Source organism: Leptospira terpstrae serovar Hualin str. LT 11-33 = ATCC 700639 (assembly GCF_000332495.1).
GTDB lineage: Bacteria > Spirochaetota > Leptospiria > Leptospirales > Leptospiraceae > Leptospira_A > Leptospira_A terpstrae.
Map to the genome: position 1 here is coordinate 56,862 of NZ_AOGW02000023.1, position 20,471 is coordinate 77,332.

Here is a 20,471-nt window from a genome sequence, read left to right on the forward strand (position 1 = left end):
AGTATGGTCATAAGCGATGACTTGGTCGGATTGGAAATGGCAATTACAAAACCGAATCACTACTCTTTCGGAATTGGAAGAAAAACTGATTCTTACTCCTGAAGAGAGGGAGAGTTTTGCACCGGCACTCGAAGAATTTAGTTTTGCCGTCACTCCTTACTATTTGGAACGAATCGACAAAGAAAATCCAAACTGTCCTATCCGAAAACAAATCCTTCCACGAGCCGGAGAACTGACGAAAAAACCCAATGAAGTAGAAGATCCTCTGGCTGAAGAAAGATACATGCCAGTGAAAGGTGTGACTCATCGTTATCCAGATCGTGCCATTTGGTATATTTCTCATGTCTGTGCTGTGTATTGCCGGTTTTGCACAAGGAAACGAAAAGTTTCTTTTCCGGAAGAAACACCCAATCGTAACGAATGGGAAAAAGCTTTAGATTACTTTCGGAACCACACCGAACTGCGAGAAATCATATTGTCTGGGGGAGACCCACTCACTCTTTCCGATTCTTCTTTAGATTATCTTTTAGGGGAATTAAAATCCATTCCTCACATCAACCAAGTGAGGATTCACTCCCGCCACCCAGTCACCATGCCTATGCGACTTACCGAGGACCTTGCCTCTGTTTTTGCAAAATACTTTCCTTTGTATATGGTCACTCACTTTAACCATCCGAATGAAATCACTGATGAAACTAAAATGTATGTTATGCGACTCATCAAACAAGGTCATGTCTCTATTTTTAACCAATCGGTTTTACTTTCTGGAATCAATGATGACGAAACAGTTTTATCAGAACTGAATTATAAATTGATATCTATTGGAATCAAACCTTACTACCTCCACCAATGTGATGAAGTGTTTGGAAGCTCTGATTTTGTAGTACCCATCGAAAGAGGAATAGAGATTTATCGTAAACTTCGGGGTTTTCATTCCGGAATCACGATCCCTAGTTATGTAAAAGACTTAACAGGTGGAGGGGGCAAGGTTCTCCTCTCTCCTGACTATCTACAAAAGAAAACAAAAGACGGTTATCTATTCCAAAACTATTTAGGAGATGAATATGAAGTGGGTCATTAAAATTCTCCTGGGATTGGTTTTATTTTTGATTTTGGATTGTCAATCGACCAAAGAACAGAAAGCGACAATAAAACCAGAGCTCCCAAAACCAAATCAAAATCTGGAACCAAAGAAGGTCCACCTAACCAAGGAACTACGACTCACCTACCATGCAGTTTGGGTGGCTAAAGAAAATTTTGAACTTCTAAAATCTGGTTCTATTTTTGGAACTGGGAATAGTTATGAAATCCGTTTGGATGCGGAAGGAAAAATCCAATGGCTTAGGTTATCTTCCACTGACAGAGAGAACCAATCCCAATTTCCCTATTTTTATAAAGATGAAGTCCAAAACCCGGATGTATCCTATTTTGTATGGGGAACGAAAAAATGCAGTGTCCTTGTTTTTTCACAGTCCGATTCCCAACTCTATGCTCGTTGGGAAGGGATTCATAATGGATTTTTACTGGTTTTTGAGACCATTACCTCGCATTCGACAGGACCCAAGGAGCTGGCAAAAGACCTCCACGAGATGGTCTTACAATCTTTGGAATTGTACTAGGGATTGGATGTCTACAAAGCATGATTTTTTTAGAAAAAAAGATTAGGCAAATAGAATGCAACCCTTAGGGTTTGAGGAGAAATTCTATGTGGTTAAAACTCGGTGAATCGGAAGTTATTAATTTGGATTACGTTGCCTCCATCAAAAAAAATCCTAACCAACCTTCCATTGAAATCATTTACCAAGATCTCAATAATGTAAAATCCCTTCCTTTCCCTGGCCAAGAAGAACGTGATCGTGCCTTCAAAGCCATTTTAGAGAACCTTTCCCGAATGAAATTATACTTTGAATAAATTATGGAATTTGAAGCACTGAACCCTAATCTTTATGCACAAGTATTGGATGAATTAGAACTCATCCCATCCTCCAAACCCTACCAAATCCTTTTTTATGGATCAAGGGAACGTGGTGATTTCCATCCAGAATCGGATCTTAACTTTTATTTGGTGGCCCATTCCACGGACCAAATGAAATCCCAATTCATTGATTCAATTTCTCGCGCCTTACAAAAGTTGGAAGATGTGGCACCTGTGAATATGATTGCTGGGGATGCCGATTCTCTTCGCCATAGATTAAAAATTTCAGAACCAGGGAGCCTCCAACTGATGGAAGCTTCTTCTGTGTTTTATGGGGAAGGACTATTTGAGGATCTAAAAACTGATTGGGACAAATGGAAACAAAAAGAAATTCCCAAGTCGGATCTCATCCAATATTTAGAAAAACGAATTCGTTTTTTCAAACAACAAGTCACAAGAAATACGAAAGATGAAATTTCCCAACTAGAAAGAATCACCACTCTCACTTTGCATATTTGGGCACTGCAAAACATCCATGACTTAACCCATGTAGAACTTTTGAAAATGGATACTCCAGACCAAGTGGCTCCTCTTTTCACAAATCTTTATAGAAAAGAAATGGAAGATTCGGTTTGGGAATTGATTGAACTCCAAACCCGTGTGCGTAAACTCAAAGTAGACATTCGTTGGAAACGAGAAGTCTCTCGGGAAGACATTCACGAAACCAAATACAAACTCATTTCACTTCGCAATGACGAAGAGTTTATGATGAATCTTTGGGCTTAATCAAAACTAAACAAAGGTTATTTGTTTTTATCTGATAGGGAAAAATCTGAAAGGAAATTTCCATACCCTCTTTCTACTAGTTTGGATTTGGGTATAAATTCCATAGAAGCTGAATTCATACAGTAACGCTTGTTTGTTGGAGCTGGTCCATCATCAAAAACATGGCCCAGATGAGAATTACCAACTTTGGAACGAACTTCTGTCCGAATCATTCCATAAGTACGATCTACAATTTCTATCACATTGGCTTTCACAAGTGGTTTTGTAAAACTAGGCCATCCGGTTCCTGATTCAAATTTGTCTTTCGAACTAAACAGTGGTTCTTTGGAAACTATATCCACATAAATCCCCTCTTCATGGTTGTCCCAATATTCATTTTGAAATGGTGGTTCGGTTTCGTCTTCTTGGGTGACGCGGTATTGCAGATCAGTGAGTTTTTTTCGTAATTCCAAATTCTCCGTTTTATTCGGAGAGTGAGACGAAGATTCCGAACAGGAAACAATCAATAACAAACAAAATATAAAAACAACGGAAAACTGAGTTAAGAAAGTGATTCGTTTCATAGAGTTTAGACTAGGGGGAAAATCAAAATTTAGCTTTCCTTTATACGAATTTGATTTCGTCTAAACCAAGTATGATCATAGCTCCTTTACCGAAAAATGAGTCGGCACGTCTTTCGGCCTTAAAAGGGCTAGAGATCCTCGACACTCCCGAAGAGGAAATGTTCGATGAGGTCACAAAACTTGCTTCGATGATTTGTAATGTTCCAATCTCCCTTGTGAGTCTTATCGACGAAACAAGACAATGGTTCAAATCGCACCATGGTCTAAATACCCGCGAAACACCAAGGTCGCTTGCCTTTTGTTCTCATGCCATTTTAGGGGACGATCTCTTTGTAGTTCCCAATGCGAAAGAAGATAGCCGCTTTAAAAACAATCCCTTGGTCAACGAAGCACCCAATGTGATTTTTTACGCAGGGATCCCTCTTGCCTTGGATGACCAAATCAAACTGGGGACTCTTTGTGTGATTGATAACAAACCAAGAGAACTGGATGAAAATCAAATCCTTATGCTTCGATTGCTTGGCAAACAGACCATTCGTTTGTTACAAATGAGAAAAGCCACGGAACGTTTGGAAATTGAAAAATTGGCTGCACAAAGAGCCACAGCAGCCAAAAGAGATTTTATTGCCGCCATTAGTCACGACATTCGGAATCCTTTAAACTCTCTCCTCGGCATGTCAGAAATGATTCGAGAAACTGATTTGAATCCAACTGTTCTCGGTTATGTGGATCATATCAAAAACGCCGGAGAAGTGATCCTACATTTAGTCAATGACACCATTGAACTTTCTAGATTAGAAGAGAACGCAAGTATCATTCATAATGAATGGTTTGATCTTAACCAATGTTTAAATACTTTAAATTCTTTTTTCAAAACAGAAACCAAACGCAAACATATAGATTTCAAACTAAGTAATGATCTGAATCAAAATATTCACCTGCATTCTGATAAAAGAAAAATCGAAAAGGTTTTTTGGAACCTTACGACAAATGCAGTAAAATTCACAAACTCAGGTGTTGTTACTTTTTCTGTGTTTTTAGAAACAAAACCAAATCAGGAAGGGACATTGTTGATTGAAGTAAAAGACACTGGACCCGGGATCTCCCCTGAAGTGAAAGACAAACTTTTTCAAAAATACAACCAATTTGTTCCCGAAGGATGTGGAATCTCAGGTTCTGGCCTTGGACTGTCGATTGTCAAACTCTCCTTGGAAGAATTAGGTGGAAATGTGGAAGTGGAATCAAAGTTAGGTGAAGGTTCTACCTTCAAAGTAAAAATCCCTATCCTTTGGAAATTGGAGGAACCAAAAACATCATCTAAAGAAACGGAGATTTTGTCCAAATCCAATCTACCTAGTTTTTCCAAACCACAGAAAGTTCTCATTGCCGATGACAACGATCTCAACCGTAAAGTCTTAAGAAGTTATTTAAAACCTCTAAGATTTGAAATAAAAGAAACCAATAATGGAATCGATGCGGAGAGAGAATTGAGCGAATCTGCCTACGATATCGCTTTTTTGGATATCGAAATGCCAGGAAAACACGGAACAGAAATTGCAAAAGGATTGGCTGGAAAACCTCACAGACCAGCTCTATTCGCCTGTACGGGACTTTGTATGCCTGAGGAAAAGGACCAAATCCTTGCCTCTGGTTTTCAGTATTTTTTGCCCAAACCCTACCTAAAAGAAGAACTCTACAAACACCTGAAAGAAATCGCAAAGAACCGAGCCTAAGACATTTAGGTATTTTTACCTTTCTTTTTTAGGCCGTTTTTTTATTGTATCCTATTTCCATGACTAAGAATGACACCGAAGTTGGAAATGACTTCCAATCCTTCGGATTACGTCCTGAAATACTACAAGGAATCACTGATGCAGGCTTCGAATCACCAAGCCCTATCCAAAAACAAGCGATTCCGCTCGTATTGGAAGGAAAAGATTTAATCGCACAAGCGCAGACCGGTACCGGAAAAACTGCCGCTTACGGACTCCCCTGTTTGAACCGAATCAATGTGAACGATGGCATGCAAGTGCTTGTCCTCACACCAACTCGTGAACTTGCTCTGCAAGTATCTGATGAACTGTTTAAATTGGGAAAACATTTAGGAATCAAAACCACCACTATCTATGGCGGCAGTTCCTATTCTAAACAAATTACACAAGTGGCCAAAGGTGCCCAAGTTGCTGTAGCAACTCCCGGAAGACTTCTCGACCTATTGAAAGGAAAGGAACTTAAAAATTTCAAACCTTCGATGGTGATATTGGATGAAGCAGATGAAATGCTCGATATGGGCTTTATGGATGATATAGAATCCATTTTTAATCTACTGCCAACCAAAAGACAAACCTTACTTTTCTCCGCAACTATGCCGGAGCCCATTAAGAAGTTGGCAAGTAAGTACCAAACGCACCCTGCACTTGTAAAAATTGCAGCAACTGAAAAATCGTCTAAAAACATCGAACAAGTGTACTACGTGATTGATGAAGCAGAACGAGAAATTTCTGTCGTACGTATTTTGGATTATGAAAACCCGTTTAAGGCAATCATCTTCACAAAAACAAAAAAAGAAGCAGATGATCTTAAATCAACACTCAGTTTCAAAGGTTATCCTGTAGAAGCTCTTCATGGAGATTTAAATCAAAAACAAAGAGAACAAGTTTTAAGAAGCCTACATGATGGGCGCGTAAAAATCCTTGTAGCAACAGACGTTGCGGCACGTGGTCTTGACGTAAAAGATTTGTCTCTAGTGATCAACTACCACCTTCCTTTTGATAGCGAAAGTTATACACATAGAATTGGTCGTACTGGACGCGCAGGAAAATCTGGGAAAGCGGTAACTCTTGTAACCACAAGAGAATCACGTGCTTTACTTCGACTCAAAGGAACATCTGGAACTCAACTTACCATTGCTGCCCTTCCTACAAAAAAAGAAGTATTGGCAAGAAGAGAAGAAGACTTTCTAAACAAAGTTGTAGAAACAGAAATCCACGCAGATGCAGAAGAAGTATTAGAAAAACTTTTGAAGTTGGACGACAAACGTTCGTTATCTTTAAAACTTCTCTCGAATATGTTAGACCAAACCAAAATCAGTGGCCCGGAAAAAATTGGGAAAACACCTGGGGAATGGAGTGAAACTCCTCCTAGTGGTGGATCTGGTGGAAGACGACGTCGTGATGAAGGTGGCGGATCAGGGGGCGGAAGTCGCGGTGGTTACCGTGGTGGAAGGTCTAATAGTGATCGAGGCGAACGTGGGGAAAGAAGTGAACGTGGTGGTGAATCATCTCGTCGAAGCTCCACTCCAACTTCCAAAAAAGAAGGTGGAGTGTTTGTAAAAGCGGCAGGGAAAAAAACTCAGCGTTTTCGAAACAAGTAGTGGCTCACAAACCACTCCTCACCGTTTCTGAAACCCCATAACTCTGCACAGGCGAGAAAGAAAACTTTCCAATAAACAAACCATTTGGTTTTTTCTTTTTCGCCGTAAGTACTCGCAAGGATAGGCATTAGTTTATCCTTGTTTAGTATCATGTTATCATACCAAGCTTCACTCGTTCTTGCATAATGGGTTCCATTCACAACCCAATGATTTTCGATTAAAAAATCCTTTTGAAAGTATAAAAACAAATCGTCCGAAGGCATCTGCCCACCGGTAAAAAAATACTTTGCCATCCAATCAGTTTCATCGATCACTTCAAAAGGATAAGCAAATTCTTTATGAGTGAAGATATGCACAAAAAACTTTCCGTCGGCCACAAGAAACTTGGATAGTTTTTCAAAGAGTTTCTCGTAGTTTTTCATATGTTCTAACATCTCTACAGAGACAATCCGATCAAACTTGTCTTTGGTCGTAAAATCGTTCATGTCCTTTGTGATGATGGTGAGGTTTTTTAAACCACGTTCTTTGGCACGTTTGTCGATAAATTCTTTTTGAGTTCTGGAATTAGAAACTCCCGTTACTTTTGATTTGGGAAATTTTTCCGCTATGTAGAGAGAAATACTTCCCCAACCACATCCCAAATCCAACACCTTCATCCCATTTTTGATTTCTGCACGTTCCACGGTGATGCGAAGCATCTCTTCCTCTGATTCGGCAAAACTTGTATCAAGTGTAGGCCAATACCCTGAGGAATACTTCATCCTAGGTCCCATCACATAAGTAAAAAAATCACTTGGGACTTCGTAGTGTTGTTCGTTTGCAGCCTCTGTATGAACGGCAATGGGTGATTTTTTTAACTCGTTCACATAATTCATTTTGTGTTGGAGCTGGGCTGTGGCGTTTTCTTTTCGTTCTTGTTTAATCCTTACATCCAAAAGTTGGCGGATGCGAAACCGGATGAGCCAATCTGGAAAAATATCTTTCTCCAAAAGGGAAGTGATACTAAAAGAAGAGCCCTCTTCTTTTTTAGAAGAATCAGTGAAATTCATGTTTTATCCTTTTTATTTTTGTTTTGAAAACCAGGGGAAAAATGCATTGGTGGTTTGTTGGTAATCCCGGAAAACATTCCCTTTAGAAAGCAGTGAGTATTTTTCAGCAAAGGGAACTCCCGATACAAAACGTAACAACACAAACATAAAGAGTGGTGTGAATAATGAAAAAATAGCTTCCGGAGAAGAAAGGACAGGAATGATTCCGATTCCCACCCAAATGATCCATTCAAAAAAATAATTGGGATGTCTTGAATACTTCCAAAGGCCTACGTTACAGACTTTACCTTTGTTTGCAGGATCGGCAACAAACTTGTGGAGGTCACGGTCAGCGATCCCTTCTCCGACCACTCCCACAGTAAACAAAAGCCAACCAAGAAGAACCATCAAATAACCGTTAGGTCCCAAAGCTCCTGAATTGGGGAAAAGATCCCACTGCGAAGCAAAATAAAATGGGAAAGAAAGCAAAAGTGCTAAAAATCCTTGTAAGAGAAAGACATTCGTAAACATCTTTTGGTGGACTTTGTCCCCGTAGTCCTTTCGAAATCCTGCATAACGTTTGTCTTCCGGATGGTTTGTACGGATGCGAGTGAAGTAAAGAAAACCGGAAAGACGTAGAGCCCAAATCCAGACTGGGACAAGCACTGCCCATTTGGCAAAAACATTTCCCCGTCCCCAATACACTAGGATGCTAGCGATCCCGGCAATGACAAGACTCCAACCCACATCGATGACCGCGTAGTTGTCCCTCGACTTCCCCCAGAACCACATCAGACTCATAAACAAAAATGTAAATATAACGGCCGTTAAATACGAAAATAATAAATTGTCCAAAGGATAGTTTCGCTCCCTATGCTTTGGTTTAGACGGGGTTTAGTGGGGTTTGAAGTCTTCGTAGAGTTTTTTATAGAGAATTTTTTCTAAAAACTTGGGAGAGAAAAACCGCATCCATTCCAAAAACCGACCGGAGAGATTGAAAGTCACAAGCCTTGCCTCTTTGTCTCTGGCGACTGAAATTAAAACATGGGCGACTTCCTTTGCCGTCTTTCGTTTTCCTTTGGCAGGTGCTTCTTTTAAGGTTCCCCCTTCTGCATCAAGGCCCGATGACCGTAAGGCTGTGTCCGTATAGGGCACACAAACGAGAGATACGCCAAGGCCCGATTCCAAAGTTTCAATCCGAAGAGATTCCAGGGCCGCATGTAATGCAGACTTAGATGCTGAGTAGGCAGCCCGGCCTGGCACTCCATACAAAGCGGAGACAGTCGAGGTAGTGACAATATTTCCTTTTGCCACCAGTAAAAGCGATAGGAGCCCACGCACCAGTTGGATGGGTCCAAAAAAATTAGTAGCAAAGGTTTTTCTGTACACATCCATCGAAAGCGAATCAAACCGACCATGGGCGGTAATGCCTGCGTTATTAAATAAAACATCAATTTTAGAAACTTTCTTTTGGATCCATTCGACGGCATCCAGGACAGAAGTGGGATCGGAAAGGTCACAGGCAACGCGGTGAATGATTGCCCTATCGTGTTTGTTTTTGGGTTCTGCAATTTCTGCCGCACGTCTTGCTAAAAGTACAAGTTCACATGGAAACTGTGCGAGTTCTTCATACAACGCTTTTCCAATCCCACTTGTGGCTCCGGTGATCACTACCACCCTATCGTTCCAAAAATCTTGGTTCATTGTTTACTTTATCCTATATTCCCACTCGACAAAGGATAAGGAGACCCGAGGATCTGACGAGTGAATTTTGATTTTAAAACTTAGAGGAATTATGTTAAACAAAGTATGGGAAATCCAAGGATCATTTGGACTAGAGAACCTAAAACAATCAACAAGGGAACTTTCTGAATCACTGGCCCCCAAAGAAGTCCTCGTTCGCCTAACAGCGACTTCACTAAATTATAGAGATTATTTAATGGTGATTGGGACTTACAATCCCAGACAAAAACTTCCTCTTATCCCCTGTTCCGACGGAGCCGGTGTTGTGGAAGCTGTGGGATCCGAAGTGACGCTTTGGAAAAAAGGAGACCGAGTCCTTCCAATCTTTGCCCAAAAATGGATGGATGGTGCTCCCAATATGGACAACCTCCGATCTACCCTCGGAGGGCCAAATGACGGATGTTTGGCGCAGTACGGGAAGTTTTCGGAATCAGGACTTGTGGCCACACCTTCCCACCTAACCGATGCAGAAGCCGCCACCTTAGGTTGTGCTGGCCTGACTGCTTACAATGCCGTTGTGAGTTTTGGCGGGATTGAACCTGGGGCCGATGTACTTTGCCTAGGAACAGGGGGGGTTTCTCTCTTCGCTTTACAATTTGCTAAAATGATGGGAGCACGAGTCATCATCACCTCTTCCAGTGATGAAAAACTGGCCCGGGCCAAAACCTTGGGTGCTGATGAAACCATCAACTATTCCACAAAAACCAATTGGGAACGAGATGTTCGAAAAGCAACCAAAATGGCAGGAGCCGACCTTATCATCGAAGTGGGTGGTGCGGGAACTATGCCTAAGTCCATGATGAGTGTAAAACCTTACGGAACCATCGCCCTCATTGGAGTTCTTGCCGGTGGAGAATCGAGTCTTTCTCTTTATCCCATCCTCATGCAAGGAGTCAAAGTCCAAGGGGTGATTGTGGGAAGCCGTGCTGACTTTGAAAGAATGAACAGAGCCATCGAATACAACAAAATCAAACCTGTTGTGGACAAAGTGTACGGATGGAACGAAGTTCCAGAAGCTCTTCAATATTTACAAACAGGAAAACATTTTGGGAAAGTGGTGGTGAGTTGGGAATAAGTAAGAAAAGGGATAATGGAAAAAGTAGAACAAAGAATACAACTGTGTCATCTTTTTTACGAATCGCCTATTTCTGAAGTTGATTGGGCACCTCGCAATGGTTTGGTGGATTGGAGTTTCAATCTGCCAAACAACCGTGCCTTTCGCTAGTGTCTTTTCCCGTTCTAAAAGCAAATCAAAGAGCTTTCTTTCTTCTTCTAGACATTCCGTACGTTTCTTACGCAAATCCATTAGGTCACAATCAAAACATGTACGACTTGTACTAATTGTTCGAAAGCAAAGTATCTTGTCGCATTTCAGATTTCCCTAAAAAGATACAGTTTGTAGCGTATTTTAGACAAATCGCAAATATTTTAGGTAATTTTGCTTCAAACGTACGATTCTTGCATTCCGACCTTTCATAGGAGAAGACCGCAAGGTCGGTCTTTTAGAAAATGCAAAAGCGAAGATTATCAATCACCCTACTCTCTGTTTATTGGTTCCTTGGTTATGGGCTATTTGGACAAACCACAGCTCCCACCCCGGAAACTCCCACCAATCAAAACCAATCGCAAAATTTAAATTCTACTGCGACTCCGAAAGAAGAACCACCAAAACCAACCCCACCACCGACTTGGTCTGATGGTTTTACTGCAGGAGCACTCGTTCGAGTCCGTCCTGAAATGAAATACAACTTAGATTTCAATCGAACGACTAACGACAATGTAGATTTTACAGGACAGAAGATTCAATTTTGGATTCAAAAAGAATTTACGAAAGATGTCATCGCGAAAATCACTTTCCAAGATTCCAGGTTATGGGGAGCGGAAAAAGGGTCACTTACTGGATTATCCACTGCCAATGATGGAACAAGACAAAGCACAGACGTACGTGAAGCATATATCGAAGTGAAAAACAACTTTGATCTTCCTTTTCATATCCAAGCAGGACGTCAAATTCTGCGATACGGTGACGAACGTTTGGTGGGATCACTAGACTGGACTAATGTGGGCCGAAGTTTTGATGGCCTCAGACTGAAATGGGAACAAAAATACCTCTCATCTCATATCTTTGTAACATCCGTGAGTGAACGCCACAACGACATAGCAGGAAATACAACTTCATTTGGTGTCAAAACGCAATACAATACTTATATGGATTGCCCTTACAATGGAACTAAGGCATGCACACCCAAATTAGATGGCCAAAGACAGGAGTTAGGTGATTCCTATTTTACTGGTTTTTACAATACACTGAAACCATCTGACTACTTTCATATTGATTTGTATTACTTAGGTTTACAAAAGGAATACTTACGCACCAACCAATCACTAATCCTCACTACGGGAGAAACAGGCACCCCAGGCTCAAGGGCTGGTCGATGGGACATTTTACACACCTATGGAATCCGAATTACCAACAGAACCCAACCAAACAAAAAGGCTCTCCAAGCCATTGACTACTCATTCGAATATGCAGTACAAACAGGAACTACAGGAAAATCCATCCGACCTAGTTGGGATAATAACCGAACCGAAGTGACTTTAACTGATCCTTTAACTAATGGGAATTACAATCACAATCTTTACGCAGAAAAAGAAAGATATAAAACATTTGCCTTTGGTGCCGATGTGGGATACACAATCGATAAACTTAGATTAGGTGTAGCTTATGATATTGGAAGTGGAGATCCAAACAGAACCGATGGATCCATTGCTAGTTTTCAAAACCTTTTTCACACCAACCATTTATTTTATGGAATGGCTGACCAAGTCAGTTGGGTGAATATGAAATCAAAATCAGTAAATGTTAGTTATCATTTAGGAACTTATGGCTCCTTCCGTGTGGATTATTTTGCCATAGAAAAACACAAACTCCAAGATAGTTGGTACGATATAGCAGGAGTTGCAAAAACCGGGGCCAGTACAGAATCAGTTTCAAATAATAGTTATGATGTAAGCCAAGTCCTAACAGAAAAAGGTACCGGTGACAATAGACCTGTATCCATGCTCGGAAGGAGTTTGTTTCGTGAAATTGATTTTAAATACAATGTCCCCTATAAAAATTTAGTTTTAGAATGTGGATATAGTATGTTGTTTGCTGGTGACGCCATCCAAAATCGTGTCAACGATCGCACCATCAACTCCCAAGCCTATACAAATCAATTTTCTAAAAACGGTCAATTTGCCTATTTGATGGTAACTGCCCAATTCTAAGGAAAAAAGGGAAATTCTAATTTAACAAATTCGAAAGAGGTGCTGAAAGTCGGATGCCTTGCAATAGTTTGGTGGATTGGAGTTTCCTTCTGCCAAACAGCCGCGCTTTAAACATACGATTGCGCAAACAAAGAGGCAATTTCCGTCCAATGGCCTGCAATTTCTTTGAATTGTTTATGAACATTTTGAAAGATCGGATCCTTTGTGATCGTATAGGCTTCTAACAAAAAATCTCTGAATAAATTTCTAAAAATTGCCCCGCCCGTTCCAGCTTTTTCCATCATCATGGCTGTAGTTATAAAATCTCTTTTGGGATCAGTGGAGGAGTGAAACCATTTTTCTAAATAGGAAGCAAGTTTTTTGATTCCTTTATAAGAAACATTGGCTACCTAAACCAAATAACATAGGTTCCGACAAGTCCATACCTATATGTTTTAATAGAGTTCCTGTTGTGGTTGTTACACAGTGTACTCCCACAAAAGGAGTCAGTTTAGGTATGATCATATTTTATTCATTAAGTTACCAACGCTGTAACGGTTTGGAATATGCGACAAGAATATCGCCATCTAATTTTTTCTCAAACTTTTGACAAACATCTAATTCTGTAGGGTCTAAATTTGCATATTTGAAAGTTGTACATAATCCTTTTGGTTTTGCTATGGTTCCTTTTTTGTAAATTGCTAAAAAAGCAGGAAACCGATCTTCCATTATTTTGCATTCTAGCTCTAATTCTGGAGACAAAACCACAAGGTCAGAAAGGTCATATGACATAAATTCGAAATCAGGAATCCAATCATACAATAGACTTTTGGTAAGAAATGAATTTGGATTCACTTGCCTTCCTAAATAATTTTAGCCAAGCCCTACATCAAGTGCCATCATTAGTACAAAGCCAAACATGGCACCAAGAGTTGACATCTCTGTTTCTTTGCCAGTATGAGATTCTGGGATCAACTCTTCTACTACGACAAAGATCATGGCACCTGCGGCAAACGATAAAGCAAAGGGAAGTAAACTCTCCACATAAAAAACAAGAGCCGCACCGAGGAGACCGCCAATTGGTTCAACAAATCCAGAAAGTTGTCCATACCAAAAACTCTTCCGTGCGCTAAAACCTTCCCGTAACAAAGGAATGGAAACAGCAGCACCTTCGGGAATATTTTGGATACCAATTCCAAAAGCCACCACTGCTGCTGCCATAAGTGACTCATAAGTAAAACCGTCACCAAGCGCACCAAAGGCGACGCCCACTGCCAAACCTTCGGGAATGTTATGAAGAGTGATCGCAAGGACAAGTAACAAACTTCTTTGGAAGGAAGATTTCCCTCCTTCTAAATGATTTTCTTCCAAACCTACATGTAGGTGAGGAAGGAGTTTATGCAAAACATAGAGAGTGAGGCCACCAGACAAAAATCCAACACTAGAATGAAGCCATGCAGGATTGCCAGCTTGTTCAGAAAGTTCGATTGAAGGTAATAACAATGACCAAAAACTCGCAGCTATCATAATGCCAGATGCAAACCCAAGCATGGCGTTAAAGACGGGCCTAGGCACAGTGCGAAAGAAAAATACAAATCCTGCGCCAAAGGCAGTACAAAACCAAGTAAAACCTGTGGCAAGGAGAGCCAAAACCACAGGGTGCAAATGCATAAGAAAATCTAACATTTATTTTGCTGGCATCATTCCAACAAAAAGAGAACTCATTTCTTTTGCCCGCCAAAGTCCATCTGAGTCTTTCTCCACTGAAACCGGTCGAAAACTGGAAGCCCCGCGAGTCGCCACAAAAAGTTTCAGTTTGCCAGTGGACTCATCTCCCGAATAAGGATTCGTATAAGTTTCAACCGTTAAGGGCAAACTCGCCTTGTACCCGTTCGCTGGTTCAGCCCCTTTCCAATAACCATTGGATAACATTTTGTATTTGTCTAGTTGGCCAAGTAGATATTTATCACTTCCACCTAAATCCATTCCTTCCACAGCAGATGGTTTAGTAGACTTTTGTCTATTTTTGGAAATTACGGATAGGATCACCGCCTTGGTTCCCAAGTCTTGGTTTTTTCCATAGAGGGAAATCGCGAGCACAAGTAGAGCCGCTCCACCTTCCGGTGTGGTGGCAAGGTTCGTTTGTAGTGATTTAAATTCTTCTATCGTAGTGGGCTCGGAAGGAATGCTAACAGGATTTCTTCCTGTCAAGTTTTGTGCCACAAGTGATACGGAGAAACAGAGTAAAAACAAAGAGCTGATTGCTTTCATGGGCGAGAATTCTAGAATCATTCCGATTCGTTTCAATCCTTTTTCTTCATTTTTTTCTTTACCAAATGAAGAGAGTAAGTAAACTTTTTGTATGAAAAAAATATTTCTCATTTCACTCTTTTTTCTTCCTTTACTTATCACCTCACAGACATTAAAGGACGCAAAAGAATTCCAAGCTCTTTCTAAAAAAATGTGTGCAAAAACTTCTGAGTGTATGAAAGAAAAACTCAAAGATCTTCCTGCAGACCAAAGAAAGATGGTAGAGTCTCAATTTGTCAATGGCAATGTCTGTGAATCCCGTTACAAAAATTACTTAGTAGAAGGCCAAAAACCGGCAAATGACAAACCTACAAAAAAACTCACCAAACAAGATTTGGAAGACATGAAAAAATGTGCCAAAGAAATGGCGGCCTTCTCTTGTGCTGATTTAGAAGACGGTAAAGTTCCTGAGTCTTGTGAAAAATTCCAAGAAGAAGATTAAACTGAACTAAACTTCCATCCAATACGGGCTAATTTCACCTAGCCCGTGTTTCTCAGATAGTTTCAAAAGTAACCGATCCATTCCAATCGAAATCCCGGCACATTCTGGAAATCCATTTTCCAAACACTGAAGAAAGTTTTCATCCATCGCAAAAACTTCCTTTCCTAATTTCGCTCGCAATTCCTGTTCTTCTTTAAATCGTTTCCTTTGTTCTTTTGCATCAGTTAGTTCATAAAAGGCATTGGCAAGTTCCAAACCGTCCCAATATATTTCAAATCGTTTGGCCACTCCATCCACTACCCGGGCCAAGGCAGCACATTCCGGGGGATAGTCGTATAAAAAAACAATTCCTTCACCTAACTTCGGCTCAACTAAATTCAAAAAGACTAAAAAGAAAAGGTCTTCATATTGCCAATTCGTAAGTTCTGTTAAACTAGATGTAGATAGTTTATGTTTTTCTATCGTCTCAAACAAATCGTCGCGGGAAAATCCATGCCCAACATTTTTGACAAAGGCCTCTTCCACAGAAAGATGGCGAATCCAATCTGGAGTGGCTGCCTTTTTTTGTACTTCCTCTTTTCCAAAAGAATGAATCAATTCTCGTAAAAACGTTTCTATATAGTGACGTAACGAATTATCATTCATCCCTTTCGCATAAAGTTCTAACATTAAAAACTCTTTGGAATGGAACTCACTACCCATCTCTCCCGAGCGGAAAGTATGAGCTAATTCAAAGATACGAGTCATTCCTTTTGCCATCATCTGTTTCAAACTGTATTCAGGCGAAGTGATGAGGTATCCTTTTTCCTTCCCATTAGGAGAGCGCACTTCAAAAGGATCCAAATATGGTTCCATCCCCACAATTGGTTTTAAGGTTGGTGTATCTACTTCCAAAAATCCATCCCGCCATAAAATTTCACGAACCTTTCGGATGACTTTGGAACGAAAAATGAGTGTATCTTTTGAGAGTGAGACCATACATTACCTCCAATGGCAAAAAAAACTAAATACCTGACTGTGCGCGAAGTTCAGAATGCGTATGAAATTGTCATTTCGTCCAAAACTGTTCATAACGAACTGGAAGAAGAAATGGATTCTGTGATGCATATGTTGTTCTTCCAAACAAGATCCCATATTCAAATGGATCTTTCTAACCTTCCTTACCTACCAATCACACTCCTTACCAAACTCTTAAACATGGCACGTGACCTAAGATTGAAAAAACGAGTCCTTGTCCTATTGGGTTTACCTATCTCTAGTTATATGTATTTAAAACGATTTGGACTCATTCGACTGGTTTTCCCAAGTCCAGCAATTCTTAGGGAGTCTCATCGAGATTCCAGGGGATAATTTCCAAATTCACACCCATCTCACCTAACAAAAGCATAGTTCTTTTGTCGAGGACCACCCCTTTTGTGAACTCGGATGCAAACTCCACCGAAGCATAAATGGTAGATTCATAACTTTCCGTAAATTCTTTTAAGTCTTTACGAACAGGTGCTAAGGTTTTAAGCAGATCCCAAATATGATCGAGTAACGGGAATTCCGGTCCAAGCTTTGAATTGAGCTGCCAATGACTCGGAATTGTCATATTTTCGATGTCTTTTACATCCGCACCGTGATAATAGTCCGGTTGGATGCCTAGTTTTTCCGTCACTTCCAAAGGCCTGAGCCTAGGTCCTGTGATGGCGAACATCGCCCACGATTTTGCTTCTCTTTGTGTTCCCGATTCCATTTTTTACTTTTTTTTTCTACTACAAGAACCAAATTGAGAAAGAACTCAAGGGAAAAACATGAAAAATATTTTGGTAATTGAGGACGATCCGGATATCGGCAACCTAATCCGGAAATCTCTCGATTCTGCTCACTACACAACCTCCGTCTTTGAAAACGGCGAAGAAGGTTTGAAATTTTACAAGTCCAATCATCCTGATTTAGTGATTCTGGATCTCTCTCTACCGGACATTGATGGTATGGAAATTTGCCGTAGCATCCGAAAGGCCGACGAAAGTACGCCGATTTTTATCCTTTCCGCAAGGACAGAAGAAATCGACCGCATCATGGGACTTGAGTTAGGTGCTGATGATTACATCACAAAACCTTTTTCGGTGCGCGAATTAAAAACCCGTGTGGATGTTTTCTTTCGTCGTTGGGATAAAAAAATTGGGATCAAACCCAATGTGGGCCAAGCCGGAGAAATCATTCGTGGTGCTCTGAAAATTGATTCCATTAGACGCAGAGTCACTCTCAACGAAAACATTATCAATATTTCTAGAAAGGAATTTGACATTTTACAACTGCTAGCTGGTTCTCCGGGCAAAGTTTTTTCTCGCGAAATGATTTTGGAATCGGTTTGGGGTGTGGAATGGGATGGTTTTGAAAGGATGATCGACAGTCATATCAAACGAATTCGTTCCAAACTGGAAAAAAACTCCGCACAACCAGAATGGATCGAAACCATTTGGGGAATCGGATACCGTTTCACTGATAACTTTGAAAACATAGTGGTTCCTGACTAACAAACCTTTATGGAAGAAGTAAAAAAAGACAAGTCCCTCATCGACGAAATTAAGTTGTATGAGAAAAAAGCCAAAGAAATTGAACAACGAGCCAAGGAGAAGTATATGGAACAAGTAAGTGACATCAAACAAAAGTTAGGTAAAGCCAGTGAAGAGGCTTCCATCAAAGCTAAAGAAGTGATTGATACTGTGGGAACTTATGTAAAAGACAATCCACAAAAAGCCGCAGTCATTGGATTTAGCGTAGGACTTGGACTCGGTCTTGCTCTTGGTTGGTTCTTTAAGAAAAAATAATTGGAACATAAAGAATCAAAACAACGTAAAAAAGGCGGAATCAAAGCCGCCTTCGAAGACTTAGTCGTAAAAGTTGCTTCTTACGTAGAAGTAATGACGATTTATATCCAAAAGAACCTCCAAGTTTACATTAAAAATTTGGTTCTCTCTTCCGTCTGGGTTTTCACTTCTATATTTCTTATCTTTTTAGGACTCATCTACATTTCTTATGGGGTGTATTTAAGTTTGCAAAAATTTCTCGCCGCAGGTGACCCCATTCTTGCTAGTTTCGCAACCGGATTTGGATTTTTACTTTTTGCCATTTTATTTTTATCATTGGTTCTTCGTAAAAAATAATCCCATGCGATTCAATCCCCTAACAGACCATGAACGGTATTTAGACAAAGATCCGAAGGACATGTCACTCACAGAACTTCGGATGTTATTAAAAATCAAAAGGATGGACCTCCAACTTGGTTGGAACGAGTTTGAAGGCAAAATCAAATTCTGGCAACGAGTGGTAAGATCCGTTCGCGAGTCGGGAATGGTAGACCAAGTGAAAGAAGGAATCCAAACCTACTTACAAAATAAATCTCCAAAAGAATAGGACCCTATCTAAAGAAAGTTACCCATTCGCTTTTTTCATTTGCCGTGAGCGCCTCGAATCCTTTTCCCCATCAATAATCTCTACAAGAACCGACCGGGCGTACTCCGGGGTCCGCATTCGCTCCCGTCTGCCCATGGCAGACCATGCCCTCCGTGTGCCCTGGCGATGCGTCCCCCACCAATCAAAAATGTGTTGCCAAATGACTACATATTTTTGATTAGTCAAATGACTACACAATGGATTTAAGAAGAGACGTATTCCAAGCTATTGCCGATCCCACAAGAAGAGCCATCCTCCTCCTAGTGGCCACCCAATCTATGACTGCGGGAACCATCGCTTCCCACTTTGACACCAAACGTCCCACTGTTTCCAAACATTTACAAATCTTAACAGAATGTGAATTGCTGGCAAAGGAACCGAATGGTCGGGAGATTTATTACCACTTGAATCCAAACAAAATGAAAGAGATCGCTAATTTCATCGAACCCTTCCAAAAACTTTGGGATGACAGGTTTAACAAATTAGAATCAGTAATGAAGAACTATAAGGCCAAAGGATAAAAAATCATGGAATTAAAAACAAAAATAATCGCAATGGACGGCAAACAAGAGTTAACGATTGAGCGCGAGTTTGATTTACCCGCTTCCTTAGTTTATAAAGCCCATACAGAACCAGACCTCATCGAAGAATGGATGGGAAACAAAGTATTAAAGTTTGAAGCAAAAAATCATGGAGGTTGGATCTTTGAAACCAAAAATCCAGATGGTGTTGTACTTTTTCGGGCAAATGGGGTTCTCCATGATATCGTACCAAACGAACGGTTTACAAGAACCTTTGAGATGGAAAACACAGGATTTGCCACCCAACTTGAGTTTTTTGAATTTCAAACAATTTCAGAAAACAAATCAAAACTCATTATGCATATTATTTATAAATCTGTAGAACAAAGAGACAAAATTCTAAAGATGCCATTTGCACAAGGGATCAATATGGCTCACAACAAACTGGAACAAGTAACAATAGAAAAGACTAAAAACAAATAAACTTCAAGGGAATTCAAATGGATGGGAAACAAAAAAAATCGAAACCAAAATCTGCTGATTCATTTTTTAAAGAAACAAAAGCCTGGAAAAAAGAATTTGAGATTTTGCGTTCTCTTACATCGGAACTCAAACTAGAAGAAGAAATCAAATGGGGACAACCTTGTTATACTTACAATGGACAGAATGTATTTTTAATCCATGGTTTCAAAGAATATTGCGCTGTACTATTTTTTAAAGGGGCCTTACTCAAAGACCCAAAAAAAATTCTTATCCAACAAACACAAAACGTACAATCGGCAAGACAAATCCGATTCCAAAGTGCATCTGAAATCATAAAATTAAAATCTACTTTGAAAGCCTATATCAAAGAAGCCATTGAGTTAGAACTATCTGGTAAAAAAGTAGAAAAAAAACCAACGGCTGCTTTTGAAGTTCCAGATGAGTTTAAAAAAAGACTAGTGACCAATCCCAAGTTAAAAACAGCATTTGAGTCTTTAACCCCTGGTAGGCAACGAGCCTACTTACTCTATTTTGCTTCCGCGAAAAGACCACAAACAAGAGAAGAAAGAATCGATAAACACCAGAGCCGAATTTTAAACGGCAAAGGTTTGGATGATTAA

28 protein-coding genes are annotated in these 20,471 nt (G+C 40.2%); 17 read left to right on the plus strand and 11 right to left on the minus strand.

The features are described from left to right. Positions 1-16: 16 nt before the first annotated feature. From LEP1GSC203_RS18510 to LEP1GSC203_RS18525, 4 genes are all read left to right on the plus strand, one after another. Positions 17-1,081 carry a KamA family radical SAM protein gene (locus LEP1GSC203_RS18510; RefSeq protein ID WP_002975689.1) on the plus strand — a complete coding sequence of 355 codons (1,065 nt, stop codon included), beginning with the start codon at positions 17-19 and terminating at the stop codon, positions 1,079-1,081. Next, the gene (locus LEP1GSC203_RS18515) at positions 1,065-1,619 is read left to right on the plus strand and encodes a hypothetical protein (protein WP_002975776.1); all 555 of its coding nucleotides are present in this window, start codon (positions 1,065-1,067) and stop codon (positions 1,617-1,619) included. The genes LEP1GSC203_RS18510 and LEP1GSC203_RS18515 overlap by 17 nt, the downstream gene beginning before the upstream one ends. A gap of 86 nt (positions 1,620-1,705) precedes the next feature. Next, on the plus strand, positions 1,706-1,912 hold the full coding sequence (locus LEP1GSC203_RS18520; RefSeq protein ID WP_002975617.1) for a hypothetical protein: 207 nt from the start codon (positions 1,706-1,708) through the stop codon (positions 1,910-1,912). 3 nt (positions 1,913-1,915) lie between these two features. Continuing rightward, positions 1,916-2,701 carry a hypothetical protein gene (locus LEP1GSC203_RS18525; protein WP_002975684.1) on the plus strand — a complete coding sequence of 262 codons (786 nt, stop codon included), beginning with the start codon at positions 1,916-1,918 and terminating at the stop codon, positions 2,699-2,701. Between the two features lie 17 nt (positions 2,702-2,718). Here the strand turns inward: LEP1GSC203_RS18525 and msrB are convergent, their stop codons facing one another. Further along, entirely contained in the window at positions 2,719-3,264 is a 546-nt protein-coding gene (gene msrB, locus LEP1GSC203_RS18530) for a peptide-methionine (R)-S-oxide reductase MsrB (RefSeq protein ID WP_002975628.1), read from the minus strand. Positions 3,265-3,335: 71 nt separating this feature from the next. On the opposite strand from msrB, the gene LEP1GSC203_RS18535 reads away from it, so the two are divergent. Together LEP1GSC203_RS18535 and LEP1GSC203_RS18540 are read left to right on the plus strand one after the other, a co-directional pair. Then, positions 3,336-4,997, plus strand: a complete 1,662-nt coding sequence (locus tag LEP1GSC203_RS18535) for a hybrid sensor histidine kinase/response regulator (RefSeq protein WP_002975641.1) — start codon at positions 3,336-3,338, stop codon at positions 4,995-4,997. Positions 4,998-5,056: 59 nt separating this feature from the next. Beyond that, positions 5,057-6,637, plus strand: a complete 1,581-nt coding sequence (locus tag LEP1GSC203_RS18540) for a DEAD/DEAH box helicase (RefSeq protein ID WP_002975645.1) — start codon at positions 5,057-5,059, stop codon at positions 6,635-6,637. Here LEP1GSC203_RS18540 and LEP1GSC203_RS18545 read toward each other — a convergent pair. From LEP1GSC203_RS18545 to LEP1GSC203_RS18555, 3 genes are read right to left on the minus strand one after another with little or no spacing between them, the layout of a single operon-like run. Beyond that, positions 6,616-7,686 carry an SAM-dependent methyltransferase gene (locus LEP1GSC203_RS18545; RefSeq protein WP_002975609.1) on the minus strand — a complete coding sequence of 357 codons (1,071 nt, stop codon included), beginning with the start codon at positions 7,684-7,686 and terminating at the stop codon, positions 6,616-6,618. The two genes, LEP1GSC203_RS18540 and LEP1GSC203_RS18545, sit on opposite strands and share 22 nt — an antisense overlap. Positions 7,687-7,698: 12 nt before the next feature. Beyond that, the gene (locus tag LEP1GSC203_RS18550; RefSeq protein ID WP_002975629.1) at positions 7,699-8,520 is read right to left on the minus strand and encodes a DUF1295 domain-containing protein; all 822 of its coding nucleotides are present in this window, start codon (positions 8,518-8,520) and stop codon (positions 7,699-7,701) included. 39 nt (positions 8,521-8,559) lie between these two features. Then, positions 8,560-9,369, minus strand: a complete 810-nt coding sequence (locus tag LEP1GSC203_RS18555) for an SDR family NAD(P)-dependent oxidoreductase (protein ID WP_002975685.1) — start codon at positions 9,367-9,369, stop codon at positions 8,560-8,562. A 91-nt stretch (positions 9,370-9,460) separates the two neighbouring features. Here LEP1GSC203_RS18555 and LEP1GSC203_RS18560 point away from each other — a divergent pair, with 91 nt between their 5' ends. Both LEP1GSC203_RS18560 and LEP1GSC203_RS18565 read left to right on the plus strand, forming a co-directional pair. After that, positions 9,461-10,483: a zinc-dependent alcohol dehydrogenase family protein gene (locus LEP1GSC203_RS18560; RefSeq protein ID WP_039938473.1), complete on the plus strand. Its 1,023-nt coding sequence runs from the start codon at positions 9,461-9,463 to the stop codon at positions 10,481-10,483. A gap of 434 nt (positions 10,484-10,917) precedes the next feature. Beyond that, entirely contained in the window at positions 10,918-12,678 is a 1,761-nt protein-coding gene (locus LEP1GSC203_RS18565; RefSeq protein ID WP_002975610.1) for an alginate export family protein, read from the plus strand. Between the two features lie 107 nt (positions 12,679-12,785). Here the strand turns inward: LEP1GSC203_RS18565 and LEP1GSC203_RS20060 are convergent, their stop codons facing one another. From LEP1GSC203_RS20060 to LEP1GSC203_RS18585, 5 genes are read right to left on the minus strand one after another with little or no spacing between them, the layout of a single operon-like run. Further along, a complete protein-coding gene (locus LEP1GSC203_RS20060; protein ID WP_232225953.1) occupies positions 12,786-13,043 on the minus strand; it encodes a DUF4872 domain-containing protein in 258 nt (85 codons plus the stop codon). A 4-nt stretch (positions 13,044-13,047) separates the two neighbouring features. Beyond that, on the minus strand, positions 13,048-13,182 hold the full coding sequence (locus LEP1GSC203_RS20065; protein ID WP_002975781.1) for a BtrH N-terminal domain-containing protein: 135 nt from the start codon (positions 13,180-13,182) through the stop codon (positions 13,048-13,050). 15 nt (positions 13,183-13,197) lie between these two features. Continuing rightward, positions 13,198-13,512 carry a hypothetical protein gene (locus tag LEP1GSC203_RS18575; protein ID WP_002975688.1) on the minus strand — a complete coding sequence of 105 codons (315 nt, stop codon included), beginning with the start codon at positions 13,510-13,512 and terminating at the stop codon, positions 13,198-13,200. Positions 13,513-13,530: 18 nt separating this feature from the next. Then, positions 13,531-14,343 (minus strand): ZIP family metal transporter, encoded by an 813-nt coding sequence (locus LEP1GSC203_RS18580; protein WP_002975592.1) that lies wholly within the window; start codon positions 14,341-14,343, stop codon positions 13,531-13,533. Continuing rightward, the gene (locus LEP1GSC203_RS18585) at positions 14,344-15,039 is read right to left on the minus strand and encodes a DUF6935 domain-containing protein (RefSeq protein WP_002975719.1); all 696 of its coding nucleotides are present in this window, start codon (positions 15,037-15,039) and stop codon (positions 14,344-14,346) included. Between LEP1GSC203_RS18585 and LEP1GSC203_RS18590 the strand changes: the two genes are divergently transcribed. Next, the gene (locus tag LEP1GSC203_RS18590) at positions 15,020-15,409 is read left to right on the plus strand and encodes an LA_2478/LA_2722/LA_4182 family protein (protein WP_002975790.1); all 390 of its coding nucleotides are present in this window, start codon (positions 15,020-15,022) and stop codon (positions 15,407-15,409) included. The genes LEP1GSC203_RS18585 and LEP1GSC203_RS18590 overlap by 20 nt on opposite strands. A 6-nt stretch (positions 15,410-15,415) precedes the next feature. Here the strand turns inward: LEP1GSC203_RS18590 and LEP1GSC203_RS18595 are convergent, their stop codons facing one another. Next, positions 15,416-16,387 carry an amino acid--tRNA ligase-related protein gene (locus tag LEP1GSC203_RS18595; RefSeq protein ID WP_002975622.1) on the minus strand — a complete coding sequence of 324 codons (972 nt, stop codon included), beginning with the start codon at positions 16,385-16,387 and terminating at the stop codon, positions 15,416-15,418. Positions 16,388-16,399: 12 nt separating this feature from the next. Between LEP1GSC203_RS18595 and LEP1GSC203_RS18600 the strand changes: the two genes are divergently transcribed. Beyond that, the gene (locus LEP1GSC203_RS18600; RefSeq protein ID WP_002975652.1) at positions 16,400-16,759 is read left to right on the plus strand and encodes a hypothetical protein; all 360 of its coding nucleotides are present in this window, start codon (positions 16,400-16,402) and stop codon (positions 16,757-16,759) included. Here the strand turns inward: LEP1GSC203_RS18600 and LEP1GSC203_RS18605 are convergent. Continuing rightward, complete coding sequence (locus LEP1GSC203_RS18605; protein ID WP_002975700.1) at positions 16,728-17,144, minus strand: DUF4279 domain-containing protein; 417 nt, start codon at positions 17,142-17,144, stop codon at positions 16,728-16,730. The genes LEP1GSC203_RS18600 and LEP1GSC203_RS18605 overlap by 32 nt on opposite strands. 58 nt (positions 17,145-17,202) lie before the next feature. On the opposite strand from LEP1GSC203_RS18605, the gene LEP1GSC203_RS18610 reads away from it, so the two are divergent. The 7 genes from LEP1GSC203_RS18610 (at position 17,203) to LEP1GSC203_RS18640 (ending at position 20,471) form a co-directional block, all read left to right on the plus strand. Then, positions 17,203-17,928 (plus strand): response regulator transcription factor, encoded by a 726-nt coding sequence (locus LEP1GSC203_RS18610; protein WP_002975764.1) that lies wholly within the window; start codon positions 17,203-17,205, stop codon positions 17,926-17,928. Positions 17,929-17,937: 9 nt separating this feature from the next. Further along, positions 17,938-18,222 (plus strand): hypothetical protein, encoded by a 285-nt coding sequence (locus LEP1GSC203_RS18615; protein ID WP_002975607.1) that lies wholly within the window; start codon positions 17,938-17,940, stop codon positions 18,220-18,222. Beyond that, positions 18,223-18,558: an LBF_4227 family protein gene (locus tag LEP1GSC203_RS18620; protein WP_002975687.1), complete on the plus strand. Its 336-nt coding sequence runs from the start codon at positions 18,223-18,225 to the stop codon at positions 18,556-18,558. A gap of 4 nt (positions 18,559-18,562) precedes the next feature. After that, positions 18,563-18,808: a hypothetical protein gene (locus LEP1GSC203_RS18625; protein ID WP_002975725.1), complete on the plus strand. Its 246-nt coding sequence runs from the start codon at positions 18,563-18,565 to the stop codon at positions 18,806-18,808. A gap of 236 nt (positions 18,809-19,044) precedes the next feature. After that, a complete protein-coding gene (locus tag LEP1GSC203_RS18630; protein ID WP_002975638.1) occupies positions 19,045-19,368 on the plus strand; it encodes an ArsR/SmtB family transcription factor in 324 nt (107 codons plus the stop codon). A 6-nt stretch (positions 19,369-19,374) separates the two neighbouring features. Beyond that, positions 19,375-19,851 (plus strand): SRPBCC family protein, encoded by a 477-nt coding sequence (locus LEP1GSC203_RS18635; protein ID WP_002975620.1) that lies wholly within the window; start codon positions 19,375-19,377, stop codon positions 19,849-19,851. 17 nt (positions 19,852-19,868) lie between these two features. Next, entirely contained in the window at positions 19,869-20,471 is a 603-nt protein-coding gene (locus LEP1GSC203_RS18640) for a YdeI/OmpD-associated family protein (protein ID WP_002975797.1), read from the plus strand.